Below are 18,106 nucleotides of genomic sequence, written 5' to 3' on the forward strand. Positions count from 1 at the left end.
AACCCAAGGCTTCGCTAGCATGACACGCATGCGCCGAATCGTGCCCGCCGCGACCCTGTTCGCCCTGCTCTGCTCCGCGCCCGCTTTGGCGCAGGCGAACTTCCCCTCTTGCCTCGCCGGGCTGCGTGCCGACATGGCGGCGAAGGGGGTCTCGACGGCGACGTTCGACGCCGCCATGCAGGGTGTCCAGCCCGACATGAAGGTGATCGAGCTGATGAACTCCCAGCCGGAGTTCAAGACGCCGATCTGGGACTACATGGCCGGCCTCGTCGACGAGGAACGCGTCGCCGACGGGCGGGCGGCGATGCGGAAATACGCTAACGCCCTGTCGGCGGCCGAAAGCCGCTACGGCGTCGACCGCACCACGATCGTCGCCGTGTGGGGCGTGGAATCCAATTACGGCCAGGCCATTGGCGACCGGCCGCTGGTGCAGTCGCTCGCGACCCTGTCGTGCTATGCGGGACGGCGAGAGGCCTACTTCAAGGGCGAGCTCGCCGCGACCCTGAAGATCCTGCAGGCCGGCGACGTCGACCCCTCCCACCTCACGGGATCCTGGGCCGGCGCCTTCGGCCACACGCAGTTCATGCCCTCAACTTTCCTGCGCCTCGCAGTCGACCTCGACGGCGACGGACGCCGGGACGTGGTCGACTCCATCCCCGACGCGCTGGGGTCCACGGCCAACTACCTGCGCAAGGCGGGCTGGGTGACGGGCGCAACCTGGGGCTTCGAGGTAAAGCTGCCTCCGGGCTTCGACACGCGCACCGCCGGGCGCAAGAACAAGAAGCCCTTTTCCAGCTGGGCAGGGCAGGGCGTCCGCCGCGTAGACGGCCGGGCGCTCCCCGGCGACGGGTCGGCCGGATTGCTGCTCCCGGCCGGCGGAGACGGACCGGCCTTCCTCGTGACGCGTAACTTCGACGCCATCTACGCCTACAACGCCGCCGAGAGTTATGCGCTCGCGATCGCGCACCTTTCGGACCGCCTGCGCGGCGGCGGACCGATCGTGACGCCGTGGCCGACCGATGATCCCGGACTGTCCAGGGCCGAGAAGCGGGAGCTGCAGGAGCTGCTCGCCCGGCGCGGCTTCGATGTCGGCGTCCCCGACGGCGCGATCGGCGCCAAGACCAGGGCTGCCGTCGCCCAGATCCAGTCGTCCATCGGCCTCACGCCGAACGGCCGGCCCTCCGCGAAGGTGCTGGAGGCGCTGCGCACCGGGCGGTGAGGCCCGAACCGGCTCTCCCGCCCCATCTTTGCAAGGGGCGTCGCGACGAAGCGATCAAACGAAGTGGCTGCGACCCTCTATTCCGCCGGCTTGCGCCGCCCGAAGTCCGGCTCTGCCGTCTCCTGGCCGGAATCGATGATGCCGCGGCGGATGGCGCGGGTGCGCGTGAACAGGTTGAACAACGTCTCGCCGTCGCCCCAGCGGATGGCGCGCTGCAGGGCCGTCAGGTCCTCGCTGAAGCGGCCCAGCATCTCCAGCACCGCGTCCTTGTTGTTGAGGAACACGTCCCGCCACATGGTGGGGTCGGAGGCGGCGATGCGGGTGAAGTCGCGAAAGCCGCCGGCGGAGAACTTGATCACCTCCGACTGCGTCACCTCCTCGAGGTCCGCCGCCGTGCCGACGATGTTGTAGGCGATGAGGTGCGGGACGTGGCTGGTGATGGCCAGCACGAGGTCGTGATGCGTCGGCGTCATCACCTCGACGTTCGATCCCGCCGCTTCCCAGAAGGCGCGGACCCGCTCGGTCGCCTCCTCCGGCGTGCCGTCCGGCGGCGTCAGGATGGCCCAGCGGTTCACGAACAGCGTGGCAAAGCCGGCATCGGGGCCGGAATGCTCCGTGCCCGCCACGGGATGGCCCGGGACGAGCGCGACGCCGGCGGGAAGATGCGGCTGCACCTGCGCCACCACGGCCCCCTTCACCGAGCCGACGTCGGATACAATGGAGCCCGGCTTCAGCACCGGCCCGACCCGCGCGGCGACGGCGCCGCAGGCCCCGACGGGGACGCAGAGCACGACGAGGTCGGCACCCTCGGCAGCAGAGGCGGCGTCGATATGGACCTCGTCCGCGATCTCCAGCGCGCGGACGCGGGCGCAGACCTCCGGCGAGGCGTCGGTGGCCACGAGCGTCCAGGCTACGCCCTTGCGCCGGGCCATGCGCGCCAGGGACGAGCCGATGAGGCCCATCCCGACGATGACGACGCGCTCGAACAGGGGCTCCGCGAGGCGCGGGCCGAGACCGTCAGGCACGGGCCTTCTCCCCGGCGAAATCGGCGAGCGCCGCGACGACGAGGCGGTTCGCCTCCTCCTCGCCCACCGTCAGGCGCAGCGCGCGCGGCAGGCCATAGGCACCGACGCCACGCAGCACGAGACCGCGCGCGGTCAGGAAGGCATCGGCGTCCTTCGCCGTGCGGCCGGGCGTGTCGGGGAAGTGGATCAGCAGGAAGTTGCCGACGCTTGGCGTCACCTTCAGCCCCAGCCGCTCGATCTCCACGGTGAGCCAGGCGAGCCAGCGCTCGTTGTGGGCGATGGCGGCCGCCGTGTGCGGCTCGTCGGCGATGGCCGCGATGCCCGCCTCCATGGCCGGCCCCGAGACGTTGAAGGGCCCCCTGATGCGGTTCAGCGCGTCGGCGACGTGGGCCGGAGCATAGCACCAGCCGAGCCTTAGCAGCGCGAGCCCGTAGATCTTCGAGAAGGTGCGCGTCATCACGACGTTGTCGCAGGTCGAGACCAGCTCCAGGCCTGACGAGTAGTCGTTGCGCCGCACATACTCGGCATAGGCGGCGTCGAGCACCAGCAGCACATGCGGAGGCAGGCCCGCATGGAGGCGCTTCACCTCCTCGAACGGGATATAGGTGCCCGTCGGATTGTTGGGATTGGCCAGGAAAACGATCTTCGTGCGCGGCGTGACGCGGGCCAGCAGGGCGTCGACATCGGCCGTCAGATCAGTCTCCGGCGCCACGACCGGCGTGCCCCCGGCGGCCAGGATAGCGAGCTTGTAGACCAGGAAGCCGTGCTCGCTGAACAGGCCCTCGTCCCCGGGCCCGACATAGGCGTTGGTCAGCAAGGACAGGATCTCGTCCGACCCGGCACCGCAGACGATGCGGGCGGGATCGAGCCCGAACTTGCCCGCGATCGCCTCGCGCAGCCGGGCCGAGGATCCTTCGGGATAAAGGGCCAGCTTTTCCGCCGCCCCCCTGTACGCCTTCACCGCCTCCGGAGAAGGGCCGAGCGGCGTCTCGTTGGACGAAAGCTTGTGCACCTTGGCGACGCCCGGCGCGGCGCTCTTGCCCGGCACGTAGGGCTCGATGGCGAGCACGCCGGGGCGGGGAACGGGGCGGGTCGGGGCAGCGGCGGTCATGATCTCGGGTCCGGCCTTGAGAGGAACTCACGCATCGAGCTTGAAGCGGGCGGCATGGCTGCCGATCTCGCGCAGGTCGAAGACGCCCACGCCGAGCCCGGCCATCGCCCCGGTGATCGAGTCGGCGCCGGCATCGCCGGGCGCCGAGACCAGGAGCTCGAGCCCGGCATCGTCTCCCGCGCTGTGCTCGACGCGCGCGCCGATGGCGGCGAGTGCGGGCTGCAGCCCCTCGCGCCAGCGCTCGACGCCCAGCGCGTAGAGCACGACCTCGCGCACGGCCGCGTCGGCGATGGGCTTGGAGACGACGTAGACCGGCGTGCCCGCCGGATGAGACGGCCGCTCGACGAAGGGAAGCCGGGCGATGATCTTCGGCCGGCCCTCGCCGGCCAGCGCCGTCCACCACGCGCCGGCGGCACGGCCGGGCTCGGCACGGAACACGCCAAGGTCGCCGGCCGAACCCGCCACGGCGTCGATCACCGCGCCGGCGCTGTCGTGCGGCACGTAGGGGACGGTGAAGCCGAAATGAAAGCGCGTCGTGTCGCGAATGGGTGCGTCGCCGCCGGAGATGTCGGCGTGCACGCGGTAGGGCGCCTGCACATAGGTGAAGGTGGAGATGATGACGCGCCAGATGCTCTCGGCGGTATCGAAGGGCAGCAGGCCATTATGGCGCGCGGCAAGGCGGCGCATCATGTCGGCCTCGCGGCCCGGGCGGAAAGCCGAGCCGGAATCCTGCGTCTTCTTGACCGTGATGAGCGTGTCGATGATCTCGCCGCGCTGCATCAGCAGGCGGTGCATCTCCTCGTCGATGCGGTCGATCTCGCGGCGCAGATCCGCGAGTGTCGGTATGGGAGCGTCGCCGGCCATGGCCATCCCGTCATGAACGGCGCCTTCATAGGCCGGGACGGGGCGGATGGCAAAGGGTTGGCGAGGCAACGCGGGCCAAGCGACGATCCCTCACCCCTGCCCCTCTCCCGAATCGGGAGAGGGGTTCCCCGCAGGCTTCATCTCACGCAAGCGCTTCCTTCTCCCATGTTGGGAGAGGGGCAGGGGTGAGGGATTTTTCGCTTACTCATTCTCCCGCTTCACCAGCTTCCCCTCCTCGGCCTTGTAGAAATACTGCGAGCAGACCAGCCAGCCCTTGATGGCCCGAAGCGGCAGGGCGCAGAGGATGACGGCCAGCGGCAGCGACGTGACGAAGTGGACCCAGAAGGGCGGGCTGTAGGCCGAGTCGAGCCACAGCGCGAAGCCGACGGCGGGGAAGGCCATGATGGTCATGGCGAAGAAGGCCGGCCCGTCGGCCGGGTCGGCAAAGGAATAGTCGAGCCCGCAAGCCTCGCAGCGCGGGGCGAGCGTGAGGAACCCGTTGAACAGGCGCCCCTTGCCGCAGCGCGGGCAGCGGCCCTTGATCCCCGTCTCGATGGGCGACAGGCGGGGCCAGGCGCGCTGGCCTTGCGGGAGAACGGGCTCGGTCATCGATGCTCCTCGGCGATACGGACCAACCCGGGGGAGACGCCGGGGTTCACTGTGGCGACGCTTCTGTCTGATGCCGGCACAGGCGCGCCACCTCGACCATCGCCGCGAGCCCGACCAGACCCAGCGCCGCCATGACGGACAGCGCGATGGTGGGCCCGGTCACGTCGATGAGCCAGGCCAGCGCGAAGGGGGCGGCGGCGCTGAGCACGAGCCGCACGGCGGCCAGCCGGCCCAGCCGCTCGCCATAGCCGTAGCGGCCGAACAGCGCGAGCGGCAGCGTGCCCTGGACGATGCTCTTCAGGCCCGAGCCGAAGCCCAGGATCACAGCGAAGACCGCAGCGCCGGCCACGGACGGCGCGGTGAGCAGCAGCACCGCAGCCGCGACCGGGAATAGCGCGATGCAGACGAGCGTCGCCACGATGGGGTGGCGATCCTGCCCCGCCAGCATGGTGCCGAAGCGGATGAAGACCTGGCTCGGCCCGAACAGGGCGGAGACGAGCACGGCCGATCCCCCCATGCCCAGCGCGCCGAGGAGCGGCACCATCTGCGCCAGGATGGCTGACATCATGATCCCGCCCAGAGAGAAGCCGGCCGCGATGAGCACCATGGCGCGGCGCTGGAGATGCGCGGGCAAAGGCCGCTCGGGAGCATGGGCCGGGCCGGCGTGGGCAACGCCTCCTCCGGCAGGCGGTGCCGTCCGCGCCGCCCTGACGGCTCGCGCCAGAACGAGATGGGCGGGCAGGCACACGAGGAGGTTCGCGGCGGCGAACAGCACCAGCACCGTCCGCCAGTCGAGCGCCCGGTGCAGCCAGTCCGTAAGCGGCCAGAACAGCGTCGAGGCGAAGCCCGCGATCAGCGTGAGATGGGTGATCGAACGCCCGGCCTGCGGCCCGGTGATCTGGGTCAGCGTCGCGAATGCCGTGTCGTAGAGGACCAGCGTGCCCGCGAGCTGGATGAGGACGACCCCGGTCACGAAGGTCACCGGACCCGTCGAGAAGGCGACGACCAGAAGTGCCGCGGCGGCGAAGGCCGACCCGGCCGCCATCACCACACCGCCGCCCCTGCGATCGACCATCCGGCCGACATGGCGGGAGACGAGCCCGCCCGCCAGCAGGGCGAGCGAGAACGCCGCATAGGCCGAGGACACCTGCCAGCCGATCGTGCGGGCCATGTCGCCGGCCAGGAGCGCGAAGCTGTAGTAGAGCGTGCCGTATCCGACGATCTGGGTGAGCCCGAGCAGCCATACGGCGGTACCCCGGCGTGCGGCCACCGCTCGGTCCAGCCCCGCCTCCGCCGCAACCATCAGGCACCCGCCTCCGGCCCCGCCGGAGCATCGCCGGCGGGCCGGCCCGGGGTCGAGGCGGATTGCGCGGCCATGCGCTCCCATGGACCGCGCCGCGGCGCGACGTCAAGCCGCCACTGCCGCCCGGCCCGGCATGGGACAGGCGCGAGAACCACCGAGCAAGCCGGACCGCCGCCGTGCTATGCATCGCGGCCCGCCCGTCCGAATCCCTGGTCGCCCCACATGCTCCGCCGCAACCTGCTGGGTGTCGTCTCGCTGTGCGCGGGCGTGCTGATCTTTTCGCTGCAGGACGCGATCATCAAGGAGATCAGCGGCGCGCATGCGGTGACCCTTGCGGTGGCCATTCGCGGGGTTGTGGCCATCCCCATCCTGCTCGCCCTGGTGCACTGGGAGGCGGGGCTGGGGGCGCTGCGCTCCAGGCGGTTCTGGCCGCTGACGGCGCGCGCAGCCGTGCTCTTCGTCTCCTACACCGCCTACTACATGGCTTTCCCCGCGCTGCCGCTCGCCGATGCCGTGGCGCTCTATTTCACCGTGCCGCTCTTCATCACGGCGATGGCCGGCCCGTTCCTCGGCGAGGTCGTCGGCGCGCGTGCCTGGATCGCCGTGGCGGCGGGCTTTGCGGGCGTGCTCATCATGCTGCAGCCGGGCAGCGCCGTCTTCGAGCCGGCGGCGCTCCTGTCGCTTCTCTCGGCCTTCATGTACGCGTCGTCGATGCTGATGGCGCGCAGGCTGGGGACGCAGGAGCGGGCCTCGGTCATGGCGTTCTACCAGAACTGGGTCTACGTCGTCGGTGCCTGCGGGACGGCGCTGGTGGTTCATCTGCTCGGCATCCATCATGCCTCGCACCCCAGCCTGGCCTTCCTCGTCCGCGAATGGGACATGCCCTCCTGGCGCGACCTGATGCTGATGGGCACCTGCGGCGTCATCGCCGCAATCGCCATGACGCTGCTCACCCATGCCTACCGCGTGGGCGAGGCCTCCGTCGTCGGATCCTTCGAGTACACCGGCATCCTCTGGGCGCCGCTGTGGGGCTTCCTCTTCTTCGGCGAGGTGCCGCGCTGGACCACCTTCCTCGGCGGCGCGCTCATCGTCGGCGCCGGCCTCGTGGCACTGCGCGGCACGCGAAGCGGGCAGCCCGCCTGAGGCTCAGTCCAGCCCGGCAATAGCCCGGGCGAAGTCGCGGGCCTCGAAGGGCTCCAAATCCTCGACCCCCTCGCCGACGCCGATGAAGTGAACAGGCAGGCCGAACTTCGCGGCGATGGCGACGAGGATGCCGCCGCGCGCGGTGCCGTCGAGCTTGGTCATCACGAGGCCGGTGACGCCCGCCACCTTGCGGAAGATCTCCACCTGCGACAGCGCGTTCTGGCCGACGGTGGCATCGAGCACCAGCAGCACGGCATGCGGCGCGGCCTGGTCGACCTTGCGCATCACGCGCACGATCTTCTCGAGCTCCGCCATCAGCTCGGTGCGGTTCTGCAGCCGCCCGGCCGTATCGACGATGAGCACGTCGGTGCCGTCCTCCTGCGCCGCCTTGATCGCGTCGAACGCAAGTCCAGACGCGTCCGACCCCTGCGGGCGGGCCGCGACCGGAGCCCCCGTGCGCTCGCCCCAGACCCGCAGCTGCTCGATCGCGGCGGCGCGGAACGTGTCGCCCGCCGCCAGCATGACGCTGCGGCCCTCGGCGCGGAGCTTGGCGGTGAGCTTGCCGATGGTCGTCGTCTTGCCCGAACCGTTGACGCCGACCATGAGGATGACGAAGGGCTTGGCGGAAGCCTCCACCACGAGCGGCTTCGCCACGGGCGCCAGGGTTTTCTCCACTTCGGCGGCGAGGATCTCCTTCACCTCCTCGGGCGCGATGTCCTTGCCGTAGCGCCCCTTCCCCACCGCCTCGACGATGCGCGTGGAGACCTCGACGCCCAAATCGGCCTGCACCAGCACGTCCTCGAGCTCGTCCAGCGTGTCCTGGTCGAGCCGGCGCTTGGTGAAGATGTCGGTGATGCCCGTGCCGATCGCCGAGGACGAGCGGGAGAGCCCCTCGCGCAGGCGCTGCCACCAGGATTTGCGCGGCGCCTCGGGCGCGGGCGCGGCGGCCAGGACCTCGGCCGGCGCCGGCCTTTCCGGCTCGCGGCCGAAGAAGCGTGAGAGGAAGCCGGGCTTTCGGGTGTCGTCGCTCATGGCGTCTTCGATAATGGTTTCTCGTCCGGGCCGGAAGGACTAAGCCACCGGCATGACCTCCGTTCCCGCCCTCGACCTGCTGCCGCGGCTGCTCCACCGCGACGGGCTGATGCTGATCATCGACAAGCCGGCCGGGATCGCCGTGCATCGCGGCCCCAAGGCGGCGCAGGGCGAGCCGAACCTGGAGCAGTTCTTCGGCCAGCTGACCTTCGGCCTGCCGCGCCCGCCCTCCCTGGCGCACAGGCTCGACCGCGACACCTCCGGCTGCCTCGTGCTCGGCCGCCACCGAAAGGCGCTGGACACGCTGGGCAAGCTCTTCAAGCAGGGCAAGGTCGCCAAGACCTACTGGGCGGTGGTGGAGGGAGGCCCCGACGGGGAGGAAGGCCTCATCGACCGCCCGCTCGGGCGGCTGGACCCGCAGCGCGGCTGGTGGATGAAGGAGGATGCCGGCGGGCTGCCATCGCAGACACGCTGGCGCGTGCTCGGCCGGGGAACCGACCCGGAGGGCGGCAGGCCCCTCGCATGGCTGGCGATGGAGCCGCTGACCGGCCGCACCCACCAGCTGAGGGTACATTGCCAGGCTGAGGGCTGGCCCATCCTCGGCGACGCCGTTTACGGCACGGCGCCCCGCACCGGCGGGCCGATGCTGCATCTGCATGCGCGCGAGGTCACGGTACCCATCCAGAAGAACAAGGAACCCGTCCACGCCGTCGCCCCCGTTCCGGAGCACATGCGGGCGCGCTTGGCGGCCTGCGGCTGGAGGGAGTGAGGCAGGGCAGGAGGAGGGCGGGACCGCAAATGCTGCCCCGCCCGCTGTCACGGGACCCCGGTTACTGGAACGCGTAGGCCTCCGGCGCGTGCTGAGGCTCAGGGACGTGCTTCACCGCCTCGCGTACGGCGGCAGCCAGTCGCGGTGCCTCCGGCCGGCGTGCCAGCCGCGCCGCGCCGGCGTCGACCGCCGTGCCCGGGCCGAGCCGGGCGAGCGACATCAGCCGGATGAGTTCGAGCTCGTCGTCGGTCACGCGGCAGCAGCTCGCGGGCATGAAGGTCCACATGCCGCCGCGTTCCGCCCGCAGGGCCCGCATCACGGCACTCATCGCGGCCACGAGCCTCGCCCCCTGCGCCATGCCAAGCTCGCGCTCCGCGTGGTCGTGCGCGGCCTCCCAGCACACGGCGTCGCCCGTCAGGTAGGCGGAAGCGATGTAGCGGGTGACCGCGAGGGCCAGGACCTCGCCCTCGCCGGAACAGGCCTGGCGGACATGGACGGGGTGGATCACGGGTGCGTTCACGATCCCCTCCCCTGAGCCAGGAAAACAGGGGAACAACGATGTGTGAAGGCGGGCAATGCAGGACAGTTCATCGGAATGTCTCCAACCCACGGGGTCAAGGCCCGCGCCAGAGGCACCGCAGGATTTGCGGCCGGCTGAAGATGAACTCCCCACCGGGCAAGTCAATCCGTGCGGATGTACATTGGAAAAGATCTCAGGAAGGATAAAGAGATCGATGCAGTACAGTCTGGATACGTTCCAAACTCGATGAGCGGCCCCAGTGGCTAATCCGTGCTCCCGGTTTCCGGAGCGAGCCGACCGGCGGCCCGGCGGCCCGCGCGTGTCCGGCTCGACATTCCCGCCGCGCTCGTGTATGGACCCCGCCGTCAACTGAGAACAAGCGCGCCGAAGCGCTCGCGGGGGCAAAGCCCACCGCGCACGGCAGGAGTTTCACCGATGGACATCATCCAGCAGCTCGAGAAGGAGCAGGCCGAGCGCCTCGCTACCGCCCGCGCGATCCCCGACTTCCGCCCCGGCGACACGGTGCAGGTCAACGTCAAGGTGGTCGAGGGCGAGCGGTCCCGCGTGCAGGCCTATGAGGGCGTGTGCATCGCACGCTCCGGCGGCGGCCTCAACGAGAGCTTCACCGTCCGCAAGATCAGCTATGGCGAGGGTGTCGAGCGCGTCTTCCCGGTCTATTCGCCGATGATCGACTCGATCAAGGTCGTGCGCACCGGCAAGGTGCGGCGCGCCAAGCTCTATTACCTGCGCGATCGCCGCGGCAAGTCGGCCCGCATCGCCGAGCGCAAGGATGCGCCGAAGGGCGACAAGAAGGCCCCGCCCGCGGCCGAGTGAGCCGTCCAAGGGTCGAAACGAAATTCGAGGCCGGGAGCGATCCCGGCCTTTTTCTTGTCCGGATGGCCACCGCCGGGCGACTGCGCCGGGTGGCCCGCACGCGGCAAGACCCGCGTCATGCCGCAGGCTGGCGTCAGTCCGGCCCAGAACGGACTTTTCCCCGGCGCGCGCCTCGATTACATGGGTGCCACATTCCCGTGACAGCGAGTTCCCCGATGGCGCCGCGCACCCTGTACGACAAGATCTTCGACGACCACGTTGTCGACCGCCAGCCGGACGGCACCTGCCTGCTCTACATCGACCGCCATCTCGTGCACGAGGTGACGAGCCCGCAGGCGTTCGAGGGGCTGCGCGTCACGGGCCGCAAGGTCCGCGCGCCGGGCAAGACGCTCGCCGTCGTCGACCACAACGTGCCGACCACCGACCGCTCGCACGGGATCGAGGATCCCGAGTCCCGGACTCAGGTCGAGACACTGGCGGAGAATGCCCGCGACTTCGGCATCGAGTACTACAACGAGCTCGACCGGCGGCAGGGCATCGTCCACATCATCGGTCCCGAGCAGGGCTTCACGCTGCCGGGGACGACGATCGTCTGCGGCGACAGCCACACCTCCACGCACGGAGCTTTCGGGGCCCTCGCGCACGGCATCGGCACCAGCGAGGTCGAGCACGTGCTCGCCACGCAGACGCTGATCCAGAAGAAGGCCAAGAACATGCGCATCACGGTGGACGGCGAGCTGCCGTCCGGCGTGACCGCGAAGGACATCATCCTCGCCATCATCGGCGAGATCGGCACGGCCGGGGGCACCGGCCACGTGATGGAGTACGCCGGCGACGCCATCCGCGCGCTCTCCATGGAAGGCCGCATGACGGTCTGCAACATGTCCATCGAGGGCGGCGCCCGCGCCGGCCTGATCGCCCCGGACGAAAAGACCTACGCCTACCTCATGGACCGCCCGAAGTCGCCGAAGGGCGCCGACTGGGACGCCGCGCGCCGCTACTGGGACACGCTGTTCTCGGAGGACGGCGCGGCTTTCGATCGCGAGGTGAAGCTCGACGCCGCGGCGCTGCCGCCGATCGTCACCTGGGGCACCAGCCCCGAGGACGTCGCCTCCATCAACGGCACCGTGCCGCGGGCGGAGGACGGCCTCACTGAGCAGAAGCGCACCGCCATTGCCCGGGCGCTCGACTACATGGGCCTGAAGGGCGGCGAGCGCATCAAGGACATCGCCGTCGACCGCGTCTTCATCGGCTCCTGCACCAATGGCCGGATCGAGGACCTGCGCGCCGTTGCGAAGATCGTCGAGGGCAAGGCGGTCAACGCCAACGTCAACGCCATGATCGTTCCGGGCTCCGGCCTGGTGAAGGAGCAGGCGGAGGCCGAGGGCCTCGACCGCATCTTCAGGGCGGCCGGCTTTGACTGGCGCGAGCCCGGCTGCTCCATGTGCCTGGCCATGAACGCCGACAAGCTCAGCCCCGGCGAGCGCTGCGCCTCCACCTCGAACCGCAATTTCGAGGGCCGCCAGGGCTTCAAGGGTCGCACCCACCTCGTCTCCCCCATCATGGCCGCCGCGGCGGCGGTGACGGGTCGCTTCGTCGACGTGAGGGAGTGGAACTGACCCGGCACGAAAAAGGGCGCCGCATTCGGCGCGGCGCCCTCGTCTGTTTTCCGGCTGACCAGGATCACCAGCAGCGGCGCACGACGCGGTAGCCGTAGCCGGTGTAGACGCGCGTCACGCGGCAGCGCGGGCCGCCGTAATAGCCGTAGCGGGGGCCATAGTAAGGCCGCGGCCCGTAATAGCCGTAGCGCGGACCATAGTAGCGGCGCGGGCCGTAGGCGCGCGGGCCGTAGTAGCGGCGGTGGCCGTAGTAGTACTGCGCCTTCTGCACGCTGGCGTCGTCTCCGCTCAGGTCGAGGCCGGACGCGGCGAGGTCCTGCACGAGGGCGGGTACGGCCGTGACGGGCGGCAGCGGCGCCGCGGATGCGGGTGCCGCGAAGGCCGCGCCGGCGAGGGCGACGGCGCCCGCAAAGAGAACGGCGAGGGATCGTGTCGTCATGATACGCTTCTCCGGGGTCAGTGAACCGGCGCCCCCGAGCCGGCTTGCGTCCATTCCAGGGCATGTGCACTGAACGGGCATGGAACAACGCGTTCAGCGTTCATTCAACTCAACTCGCATGAAGATTGAGTCAGCAAACATGACAAACGCCGGCGGCCCACCTCGCGATCCCGGGACCGACGCCGACGAGAGCCGGCGCATCCTGGCGCGCGTCGCCTCCGAGAGCACGACGATCGGGCGCTCCGCGATGGAACAGGCCGGCAAGCACTTCGCGGCGGCCGATGCACCGCCGGATGATCGTGTCGAGGTCTGGGGCAAGCGCATCGGCCGCCTGCTGGCGCTAGCCTTCGCCATCTGGGCGATCGCGCAGATCGCGTCACATTTCGCCCGCTGAGATCTGCCTCACCGTTGACGCCGCCGGGACGGGGGGCCATCTCCGGGGCAACGATCCTTCCCGGCGACCACCATGAACCGACCCGAGAAACCCACCGCAGCCGTCACGGACTGGTCGCGCACCGCCGCTCCGACGCTCGCCGACATCGAGCGCCTCGCCGACACCGCCTTCGCGCGGCTTCCCGAGGAGTTCCGGACGCTGTGCGACGGCGTCGTGATCAAGGTCGACGATTTCCCGGACGAAGAGACGCTGACCCAGATGGAGTGCGAGACCGAGTTCGACCTGCTCGGCCTGTTCCGTGGCACCGGCCTGGCGCAGGCCGGCGCGGGCCTGCACACGGGCCAGTTCCCCAACATGATCTGGCTCTACCGCCGCCCGCTGCTCGACTACTGGGCCGAGCACGAGGAAACGCTGGGCGACCTCGTCACGCATGTCCTCGTCCACGAGATCGGGCACCATTTCGGCCTGTCGGACGCCGACATGGAGGCGATCGAGGCGGCAGCGGGGTAGCGCTCGTCAGATCGTGCGCCCTGCCCTGGCGGCAAGCGCACGGATGGCCTCCTCCGCCTCCCGCACCGCCGGCACCGCGCGCCACGCGATCTCGATGGAGCGGTTGTCGCCATCGGAGTCCCGTTCCATGCCAAGCCCGAGCCGCAGCGAGCCCCGACCATGCTTGCCGTCGCGCCGGTGCAGGAAGGTGAGCGTGTCCGCCGGCCGCGCCTCGACCGTGTTCCAGCGTCCGCCGGTGACGGTGAGGAGGCGCCTGTCAGTCACGGCATGGGCCGTCAGCATGGCCCTCAGCGCGGTATAGAAGGGCAGCGCCAGGAGGATCACTCCCACCGCGACGAACGGCAGGGACAACAGCGTGAAGAACGCCGCCATTCCCGGTTGCATCGATTTCGACGAGGGTTCCGCCAACGCACTCGCCACCGCAACGCCAGCGAATGTGAACGAGATGCTCGACCAGCCGAGGCCGAAAACGAAGAGCGGCAGCGTCGGCAGCGCTTCCCCGAGCGAGCCGGGGACACCCGCCCACACCACCTCCTCGCCCGGCAGGAGTTCGCGCTCCACCCGTGCACGCAAGCTCGGCGGCAACCTGTCGAGCGGCGACGTCATGGCGCAGGCTTAGCAGGGGAAGGCGAAGATCGGGTTACTTGGGAGCAAGGCTGAATGACGCTAAATCGCCTTCAGCATTTCCCGATCAAGTTCGACGCTTTCGACCATTCTCGTACGAACACCGATCCCAAGCTGTTTCAGAAGCGCACAAAGTTCGAGTCCGTCTATCAGTTCGATCGGAGGCGCACCGTCCCTTGTAGCCTCGCGAAGCGCGTCAGGCGTGAAGCGACCCGTGGTGATGACGAGACCCTTGTCAGAACGTCCTACCATCGCGCCTCGAAAGTCTCGAATGGCACCAGCACCGACAGTTCCTTTGTACTTCTTACACTGGAAAAGAACTTGAAAGCTGATCAAATTGATCCTTAGAACACCGATTCCGTCGATTCCTCCGTCCCCCGACCGCCCTGTCACCTCAACCTTTATGAAGCCAGACTCCCGCAACAGCCGCTGCGACAGGCGTTCGAAAGCTGATGGAGAGAGATCATTCAGTACTGAGAGTAGAGCAGACTTCCAATCGGCAGCGATTTCCTCACTCACATCGTGAGCAAGAGCCGGGTCCAGTTGCGCGGGCTCACCTTCTGCTAGTTGTCGCTGCTTTTGCCGGACCGCAGATGGGATTTCTTTGGTGGATTGAGCATCAAGCAGGTAGCCTTTTGGCGTGAGGGTCCAGACCCCGCGGCTCGTTCGTTCAATTGCTCCAAAATTTTTAGATAGGTCCTCGCCCAAGCGGCCCGGTATGGAACTTCGTTGATCGTCGCTGTGGAACGCCTAAAGGTCTGTACGATATCAGATAAATTCATCGAACGCGAGATCCATTCATGAATCTCTTCGACCCGCGCGGACCCGCCGAGTGATTTCAGCGCTTCGACAGTCGGAAACAGCAACTCATCATATGTTGGTAGCCCCAGAGGTACCCGTCCGTTTTCCGAGTCATTCATATAATACACTTCCGCCGATTGGCCGCTTCGGTAACTTGATCACCGTCCATAGGGGCCACCAAAACGTTAGAGCGGGTACAATGGCTATCGTTCGTTACACATTCGTCCAAGATCCTCAAGAATTGACCCCCGATCAGGAGGCGCGGCTGGCTGCAATGACCCCGGCAGAGATCGAGGCCGCCGCCCTCTCCGATCCCGACAACCCGCCCTCCACCGATGAGGAGCTGCAGCGCGGCGTTATGGCTCGCGACGTCAGGATGCTGCGGCAGTCGCTCGGGCTCAGCCAGTCGCAGTTTGCCGAGCGCTTCCGCATCAACCCTTCTCGCTTGCGTGACTGGGAACAGGGCCGCCACTTGCCCGACAGCGCCGCGCGGGCCTACCTCGCCGTAATCCGGCACGAGTCGGAAGCGGTGGAGCGCGCCCTCGCCAAGGCGAAGGCGCCTGCCTGACGGCGCTACCACCCTCCGGGCGCGTCTGCTAAGACGGCGCGACCGGGCGTCCAGCCCTCGACAGTATCGTCTTCAGGACCGCGACCATGCAGCCCTTCACCACGCTCACCGGCGTCGCCGCGCCTCTCGAGATCACCAATGTCGACACCGACATGATCATCCCGAAGCAGTACCTGAAGACGATCAAGCGGACCGGGCTCGGCACGGGGCTGTTCGCCGAGATGCGCTACAAGGACGACGGGGTCACCGAGAACCCGGACTTCGTGCTGAACAAGCCGGCCTACCGCAATGCCCAGATCATCGTGGCGGGTGACAATTTCGGCTGCGGCTCGTCGCGCGAGCACGCCCCCTGGGCGCTGCTGGACTTCGGCGTGCGTTGCGTCATCTCCACCAGCTTCGCCGACATCTTCTACAACAACTGCTTCAAGAACGGCATCCTGCCCGTCGTGGTCTCGCAGGAAGACCTCGACAAGCTGATGGACGACGCGCAGCGCGGCGCCAATGCCACGATCAGCGTCGACCTTGCGGCGCAGGAGATCCGCGGCCCCGACGGCGGCGTGGTGACGTTCGACATCGATCCCTTCCGCAAGCACTGCCTGCTGAACGGGCTCGACGACATCGGCCTCACCATGGAGAAGGCCGCCTCGATCGACACCTACGAGAAGGGCGCCGCGCAGAGCCGTCCCTGGCTCTGAACCGGCCGGCCTGCTTTTCCGGACGTCAGGAGCCGCCGTCGTCGGGTGGCTCCTCTACGATCTGCCCACCATCGTAGCCGCAGGCGATACGGCCCAGCGACGCCCGGAAGGTATCGGTGTCGATCGCGGCCGCGAGGGCGTCCAGGTCCTCCTGCGCCGCGTCGAGACCCCGTCCGCGAGCCAGCAGCCGGGCAAGCAATGCCGGATCGAGATGCGGCAGCTCCGCCCAGAGCCCGCGCGCCAGCTGGCGGCTGAGGACGTGATCGGGATGCGCGGCATTCTCCGGCGCGCGGCCGATCTCGTACATGTGCGTCACCGCCGCCCAGTCGCCACGCTCGGCCGGGAGCCGCTCGAAGACGTCGGGCCGCTCCTGCGCCACGTAGAAGCGGTTGAGCGTGTCGAACAGGCGGAACCTGTAGCCCTGCGCTAGCAGGAATGGTTCCCAGTCCTGCCAGGCCGGCTCGCCCGCTCCCGGCGTCACGGCCTCCGCCACCACCACCGCGGGGCGAAAGCGGGTCCAGTCATTGCCGGCCAGCACGTCGCCTTCCGCGCCCTCAACGTCAATCTTGAGGATGTCGATGGACGTCACGCCGTGACGTTCGCACAGGGAGGCCAGTGTCAGGCAGGGCAGCGTCTCGGTTGAGAACGCCACGCCGAAAGTGCCGGCGGCGCGGGCATGGGTCTCGACAGTCGTGGAAAAGCCATGCAGCCGGTCGACGCGATGGAATGCAACCTCCCCGTCTGTGCGCCCGACCAGGCCCTCGTGCACCCCGTCGCGCGGACGCAGCCGCGGATAGAGCGCCGCAAGCTCGACCTGCGGCTCGCAGACGAGCCCGCGCCAGCCGCGCTCGTAGAACCACTGGGTGACGTTGTCGGCGACCGGATGGCCGGCGCCGACATCGATGTAGAAGCCGGTCTGCTGCCCCGCAAAGGCGAGCGAGAGATGATAGTCCTCGAGGTTTTGGGCGTAGGAGAGCGGCTTCATACCGCGAAAGATGGAGCACGGGCGCCATAAGTCACGCCCCAGCCTGCCTGGAGTGCGACTCTCACCATCGGCAGCGGGTCAGGAGCGCGCTGCAATCGCGTCGGCCATGGCGACCGTCCGCCGGGCCATGTCGGCGTGCAACCGTTCCACCATGCGCCCGTCGAGCTGGATGGCGCCCCGGCCGGCATTCCCCGGCAGGGCGAAGGCTTCGATGATCGCCCGCGCCCGCTCGACCTCGTCCGGCGAGGGCGCGAAAATGCGGTTCGCGACGTCGATCTGGTTGGGGTGGATCAGCGTCTTGCCATCGAAGCCAAGGTCGCGGCCCTGCTCGCACTCGGCGGTGAAGCCGTCCGGGTCGGACAGACCGTTATAGACGCCGTCGACGATGTCGATGCCGTAGGCCCGCGCTGCGGCGAGGCATGTCTGCAGCCACGGCAGGAAGGCTGCGCGGCCGGGGACGAGATGGGCGCGCGTCTCCTTGGCGAGGTCGTTGGTCCCCATGACGAAGCAGGACAGCCGGTTTGCACGGTCGGCCGCCGCGGACGCGATGGCCTGTGCGGACAGGATCGCGAGCGGGGTTTCCATCATGGCCCAGACACGGACGGCATCGGGCGCACCGGCCCGGGCGAGCGCGTCGGCCGTGCGCGCGATCGCGGCCGGCGAGGAGACCTTGGGAACCAGCACGGCATCCGGGCCGGCCACGCCGACGACGCGCAGATCCTCCTCGCCCCACGGCGTGTCGAAGCCGTTGATCCGGGCGATCACCTCGCGCCCGCCGAAGCCGCCTTCGCGGATGGCGGCAGCGACCTGGTCGCGGGCCATGGTCTTGGCCTCGGGAGCGACGGAATCCTCCAGGTCGAGGATCACGGCGTCGGCGGGCAGCGTCCGGGCTTTCTCCAGTGCTCTCGCGTTCGAACCCGTCATATAGAGGACGCTGCGCCGTGGGCGGACGTCGGGCTGGCTCATCGGAGCGCTCCCCTGGTCGTGATTGTGCAACGCACCATAACGCTCTTGCGGCGCACGCGCCATGATGACGAAAGTG

General features: G+C 68.9%; 21 protein-coding genes and 1 pseudogene. 9 read left to right on the plus strand and 13 right to left on the minus strand.

What is annotated here, in order from left to right:
* Positions 1-28: 28 nt before the first annotated feature.
* The gene (locus tag AC5JCN_RS14930) at positions 29-1,219 is read left to right on the plus strand and encodes a lytic murein transglycosylase (RefSeq protein ID WP_495755873.1); all 1,191 of its coding nucleotides are present in this window, start codon (positions 29-31) and stop codon (positions 1,217-1,219) included.
* A gap of 77 nt (positions 1,220-1,296) precedes the next feature.
* Here the strand turns inward: AC5JCN_RS14930 and AC5JCN_RS14935 are convergent, their stop codons facing one another.
* From AC5JCN_RS14935 to arsK, 5 genes are all read right to left on the minus strand, one after another.
* Entirely contained in the window at positions 1,297-2,244 is a 948-nt protein-coding gene (locus AC5JCN_RS14935; RefSeq protein ID WP_495755874.1) for a prephenate/arogenate dehydrogenase family protein, read from the minus strand.
* Positions 2,237-3,355, minus strand: a complete 1,119-nt coding sequence (locus AC5JCN_RS14940; RefSeq protein ID WP_495755875.1) for a pyridoxal phosphate-dependent aminotransferase — start codon at positions 3,353-3,355, stop codon at positions 2,237-2,239. The genes AC5JCN_RS14935 and AC5JCN_RS14940 overlap by 8 nt, the downstream gene beginning before the upstream one ends.
* 27 nt (positions 3,356-3,382) lie before the next feature.
* Positions 3,383-4,219, minus strand: a complete 837-nt coding sequence (locus AC5JCN_RS14945; protein WP_495755876.1) for a chorismate mutase — start codon at positions 4,217-4,219, stop codon at positions 3,383-3,385.
* A gap of 201 nt (positions 4,220-4,420) precedes the next feature.
* Entirely contained in the window at positions 4,421-4,828 is a 408-nt protein-coding gene (locus AC5JCN_RS14950) for a DUF983 domain-containing protein (protein WP_495755877.1), read from the minus strand.
* Positions 4,829-4,874: 46 nt separating this feature from the next.
* Positions 4,875-6,131: an arsenite efflux MFS transporter ArsK gene (gene arsK, locus AC5JCN_RS14955; RefSeq protein ID WP_495755878.1), complete on the minus strand. Its 1,257-nt coding sequence runs from the start codon at positions 6,129-6,131 to the stop codon at positions 4,875-4,877.
* Between the two features lie 222 nt (positions 6,132-6,353).
* Here arsK and AC5JCN_RS14960 point away from each other — a divergent pair, with 222 nt between their 5' ends.
* Positions 6,354-7,274: a DMT family transporter gene (locus AC5JCN_RS14960; protein ID WP_495755879.1), complete on the plus strand. Its 921-nt coding sequence runs from the start codon at positions 6,354-6,356 to the stop codon at positions 7,272-7,274.
* A 3-nt stretch (positions 7,275-7,277) separates the two neighbouring features.
* On the opposite strand, the gene ftsY is transcribed toward AC5JCN_RS14960, so the two are convergent.
* Entirely contained in the window at positions 7,278-8,306 is a 1,029-nt protein-coding gene (ftsY, locus tag AC5JCN_RS14965) for a signal recognition particle-docking protein FtsY (RefSeq protein WP_495755880.1), read from the minus strand.
* Between the two features lie 52 nt (positions 8,307-8,358).
* On the opposite strand from ftsY, the gene AC5JCN_RS14970 reads away from it, so the two are divergent.
* Positions 8,359-9,075, plus strand: coding sequence for an RluA family pseudouridine synthase (locus AC5JCN_RS14970; RefSeq protein WP_495755881.1), 717 nt, complete (start codon positions 8,359-8,361; stop codon positions 9,073-9,075).
* 61 nt (positions 9,076-9,136) lie between these two features.
* On the opposite strand, the gene AC5JCN_RS14975 is transcribed toward AC5JCN_RS14970, so the two are convergent.
* Entirely contained in the window at positions 9,137-9,595 is a 459-nt protein-coding gene (locus tag AC5JCN_RS14975; RefSeq protein ID WP_495755882.1) for a hypothetical protein, read from the minus strand.
* Between the two features lie 435 nt (positions 9,596-10,030).
* Between AC5JCN_RS14975 and rplS the strand changes: the two genes are divergently transcribed.
* Positions 10,031-10,429 carry a 50S ribosomal protein L19 gene (gene rplS, locus AC5JCN_RS14980; protein ID WP_495755883.1) on the plus strand — a complete coding sequence of 133 codons (399 nt, stop codon included), beginning with the start codon at positions 10,031-10,033 and terminating at the stop codon, positions 10,427-10,429.
* A gap of 215 nt (positions 10,430-10,644) precedes the next feature.
* Entirely contained in the window at positions 10,645-12,048 is a 1,404-nt protein-coding gene (gene leuC / locus AC5JCN_RS14985; protein ID WP_495755884.1) for a 3-isopropylmalate dehydratase large subunit, read from the plus strand.
* 64 nt (positions 12,049-12,112) lie between these two features.
* Here leuC and AC5JCN_RS14990 read toward each other — a convergent pair whose 3' ends face one another.
* Positions 12,113-12,487: a hypothetical protein gene (locus tag AC5JCN_RS14990; RefSeq protein ID WP_495755885.1), complete on the minus strand. Its 375-nt coding sequence runs from the start codon at positions 12,485-12,487 to the stop codon at positions 12,113-12,115.
* Between the two features lie 139 nt (positions 12,488-12,626).
* On the opposite strand from AC5JCN_RS14990, the gene AC5JCN_RS14995 reads away from it, so the two are divergent.
* Positions 12,627-12,881 (plus strand): hypothetical protein, encoded by a 255-nt coding sequence (locus tag AC5JCN_RS14995; protein ID WP_495755886.1) that lies wholly within the window; start codon positions 12,627-12,629, stop codon positions 12,879-12,881.
* A gap of 72 nt (positions 12,882-12,953) precedes the next feature.
* On the plus strand, positions 12,954-13,391 hold the full coding sequence (locus AC5JCN_RS15000) for a metallopeptidase family protein (RefSeq protein ID WP_495755887.1): 438 nt from the start codon (positions 12,954-12,956) through the stop codon (positions 13,389-13,391).
* A gap of 6 nt (positions 13,392-13,397) precedes the next feature.
* Here AC5JCN_RS15000 and AC5JCN_RS15005 read toward each other — a convergent pair whose 3' ends face one another.
* From AC5JCN_RS15005 to AC5JCN_RS15015, 3 genes and pseudogenes are all read right to left on the minus strand, one after another.
* Positions 13,398-13,997, minus strand: a complete 600-nt coding sequence (locus AC5JCN_RS15005) for a hypothetical protein (protein ID WP_495755888.1) — start codon at positions 13,995-13,997, stop codon at positions 13,398-13,400.
* 60 nt (positions 13,998-14,057) lie between these two features.
* A complete protein-coding gene (locus AC5JCN_RS15010) occupies positions 14,058-14,723 on the minus strand; it encodes a restriction endonuclease (protein ID WP_495755889.1) in 666 nt (221 codons plus the stop codon).
* Positions 14,724-14,755: 32 nt separating this feature from the next.
* A pseudogene (locus AC5JCN_RS15015) lies at positions 14,756-14,935 on the minus strand (hypothetical protein); the annotation flags it as partial.
* 122 nt (positions 14,936-15,057) lie between these two features.
* Here AC5JCN_RS15015 and AC5JCN_RS15020 point away from each other — a divergent pair.
* Positions 15,058-15,384, plus strand: coding sequence for a helix-turn-helix domain-containing protein (locus AC5JCN_RS15020; protein ID WP_495755890.1), 327 nt, complete (start codon positions 15,058-15,060; stop codon positions 15,382-15,384).
* Between the two features lie 86 nt (positions 15,385-15,470).
* Complete coding sequence (gene leuD / locus AC5JCN_RS15025) at positions 15,471-16,079, plus strand: 3-isopropylmalate dehydratase small subunit (RefSeq protein WP_495755891.1); 609 nt, start codon at positions 15,471-15,473, stop codon at positions 16,077-16,079.
* 25 nt (positions 16,080-16,104) lie between these two features.
* On the opposite strand, the gene AC5JCN_RS15030 is transcribed toward leuD, so the two are convergent.
* Both AC5JCN_RS15030 and AC5JCN_RS15035 read right to left on the minus strand, forming a co-directional pair.
* Entirely contained in the window at positions 16,105-17,064 is a 960-nt protein-coding gene (locus tag AC5JCN_RS15030; RefSeq protein WP_495755892.1) for an FkbM family methyltransferase, read from the minus strand.
* Between the two features lie 78 nt (positions 17,065-17,142).
* A complete protein-coding gene (locus AC5JCN_RS15035) occupies positions 17,143-18,030 on the minus strand; it encodes an HpcH/HpaI aldolase/citrate lyase family protein (RefSeq protein ID WP_495755893.1) in 888 nt (295 codons plus the stop codon).
* Positions 18,031-18,106: the final 76 nt, after the last annotated feature.

This window comes from Alsobacter sp., assembly GCF_059501845.1.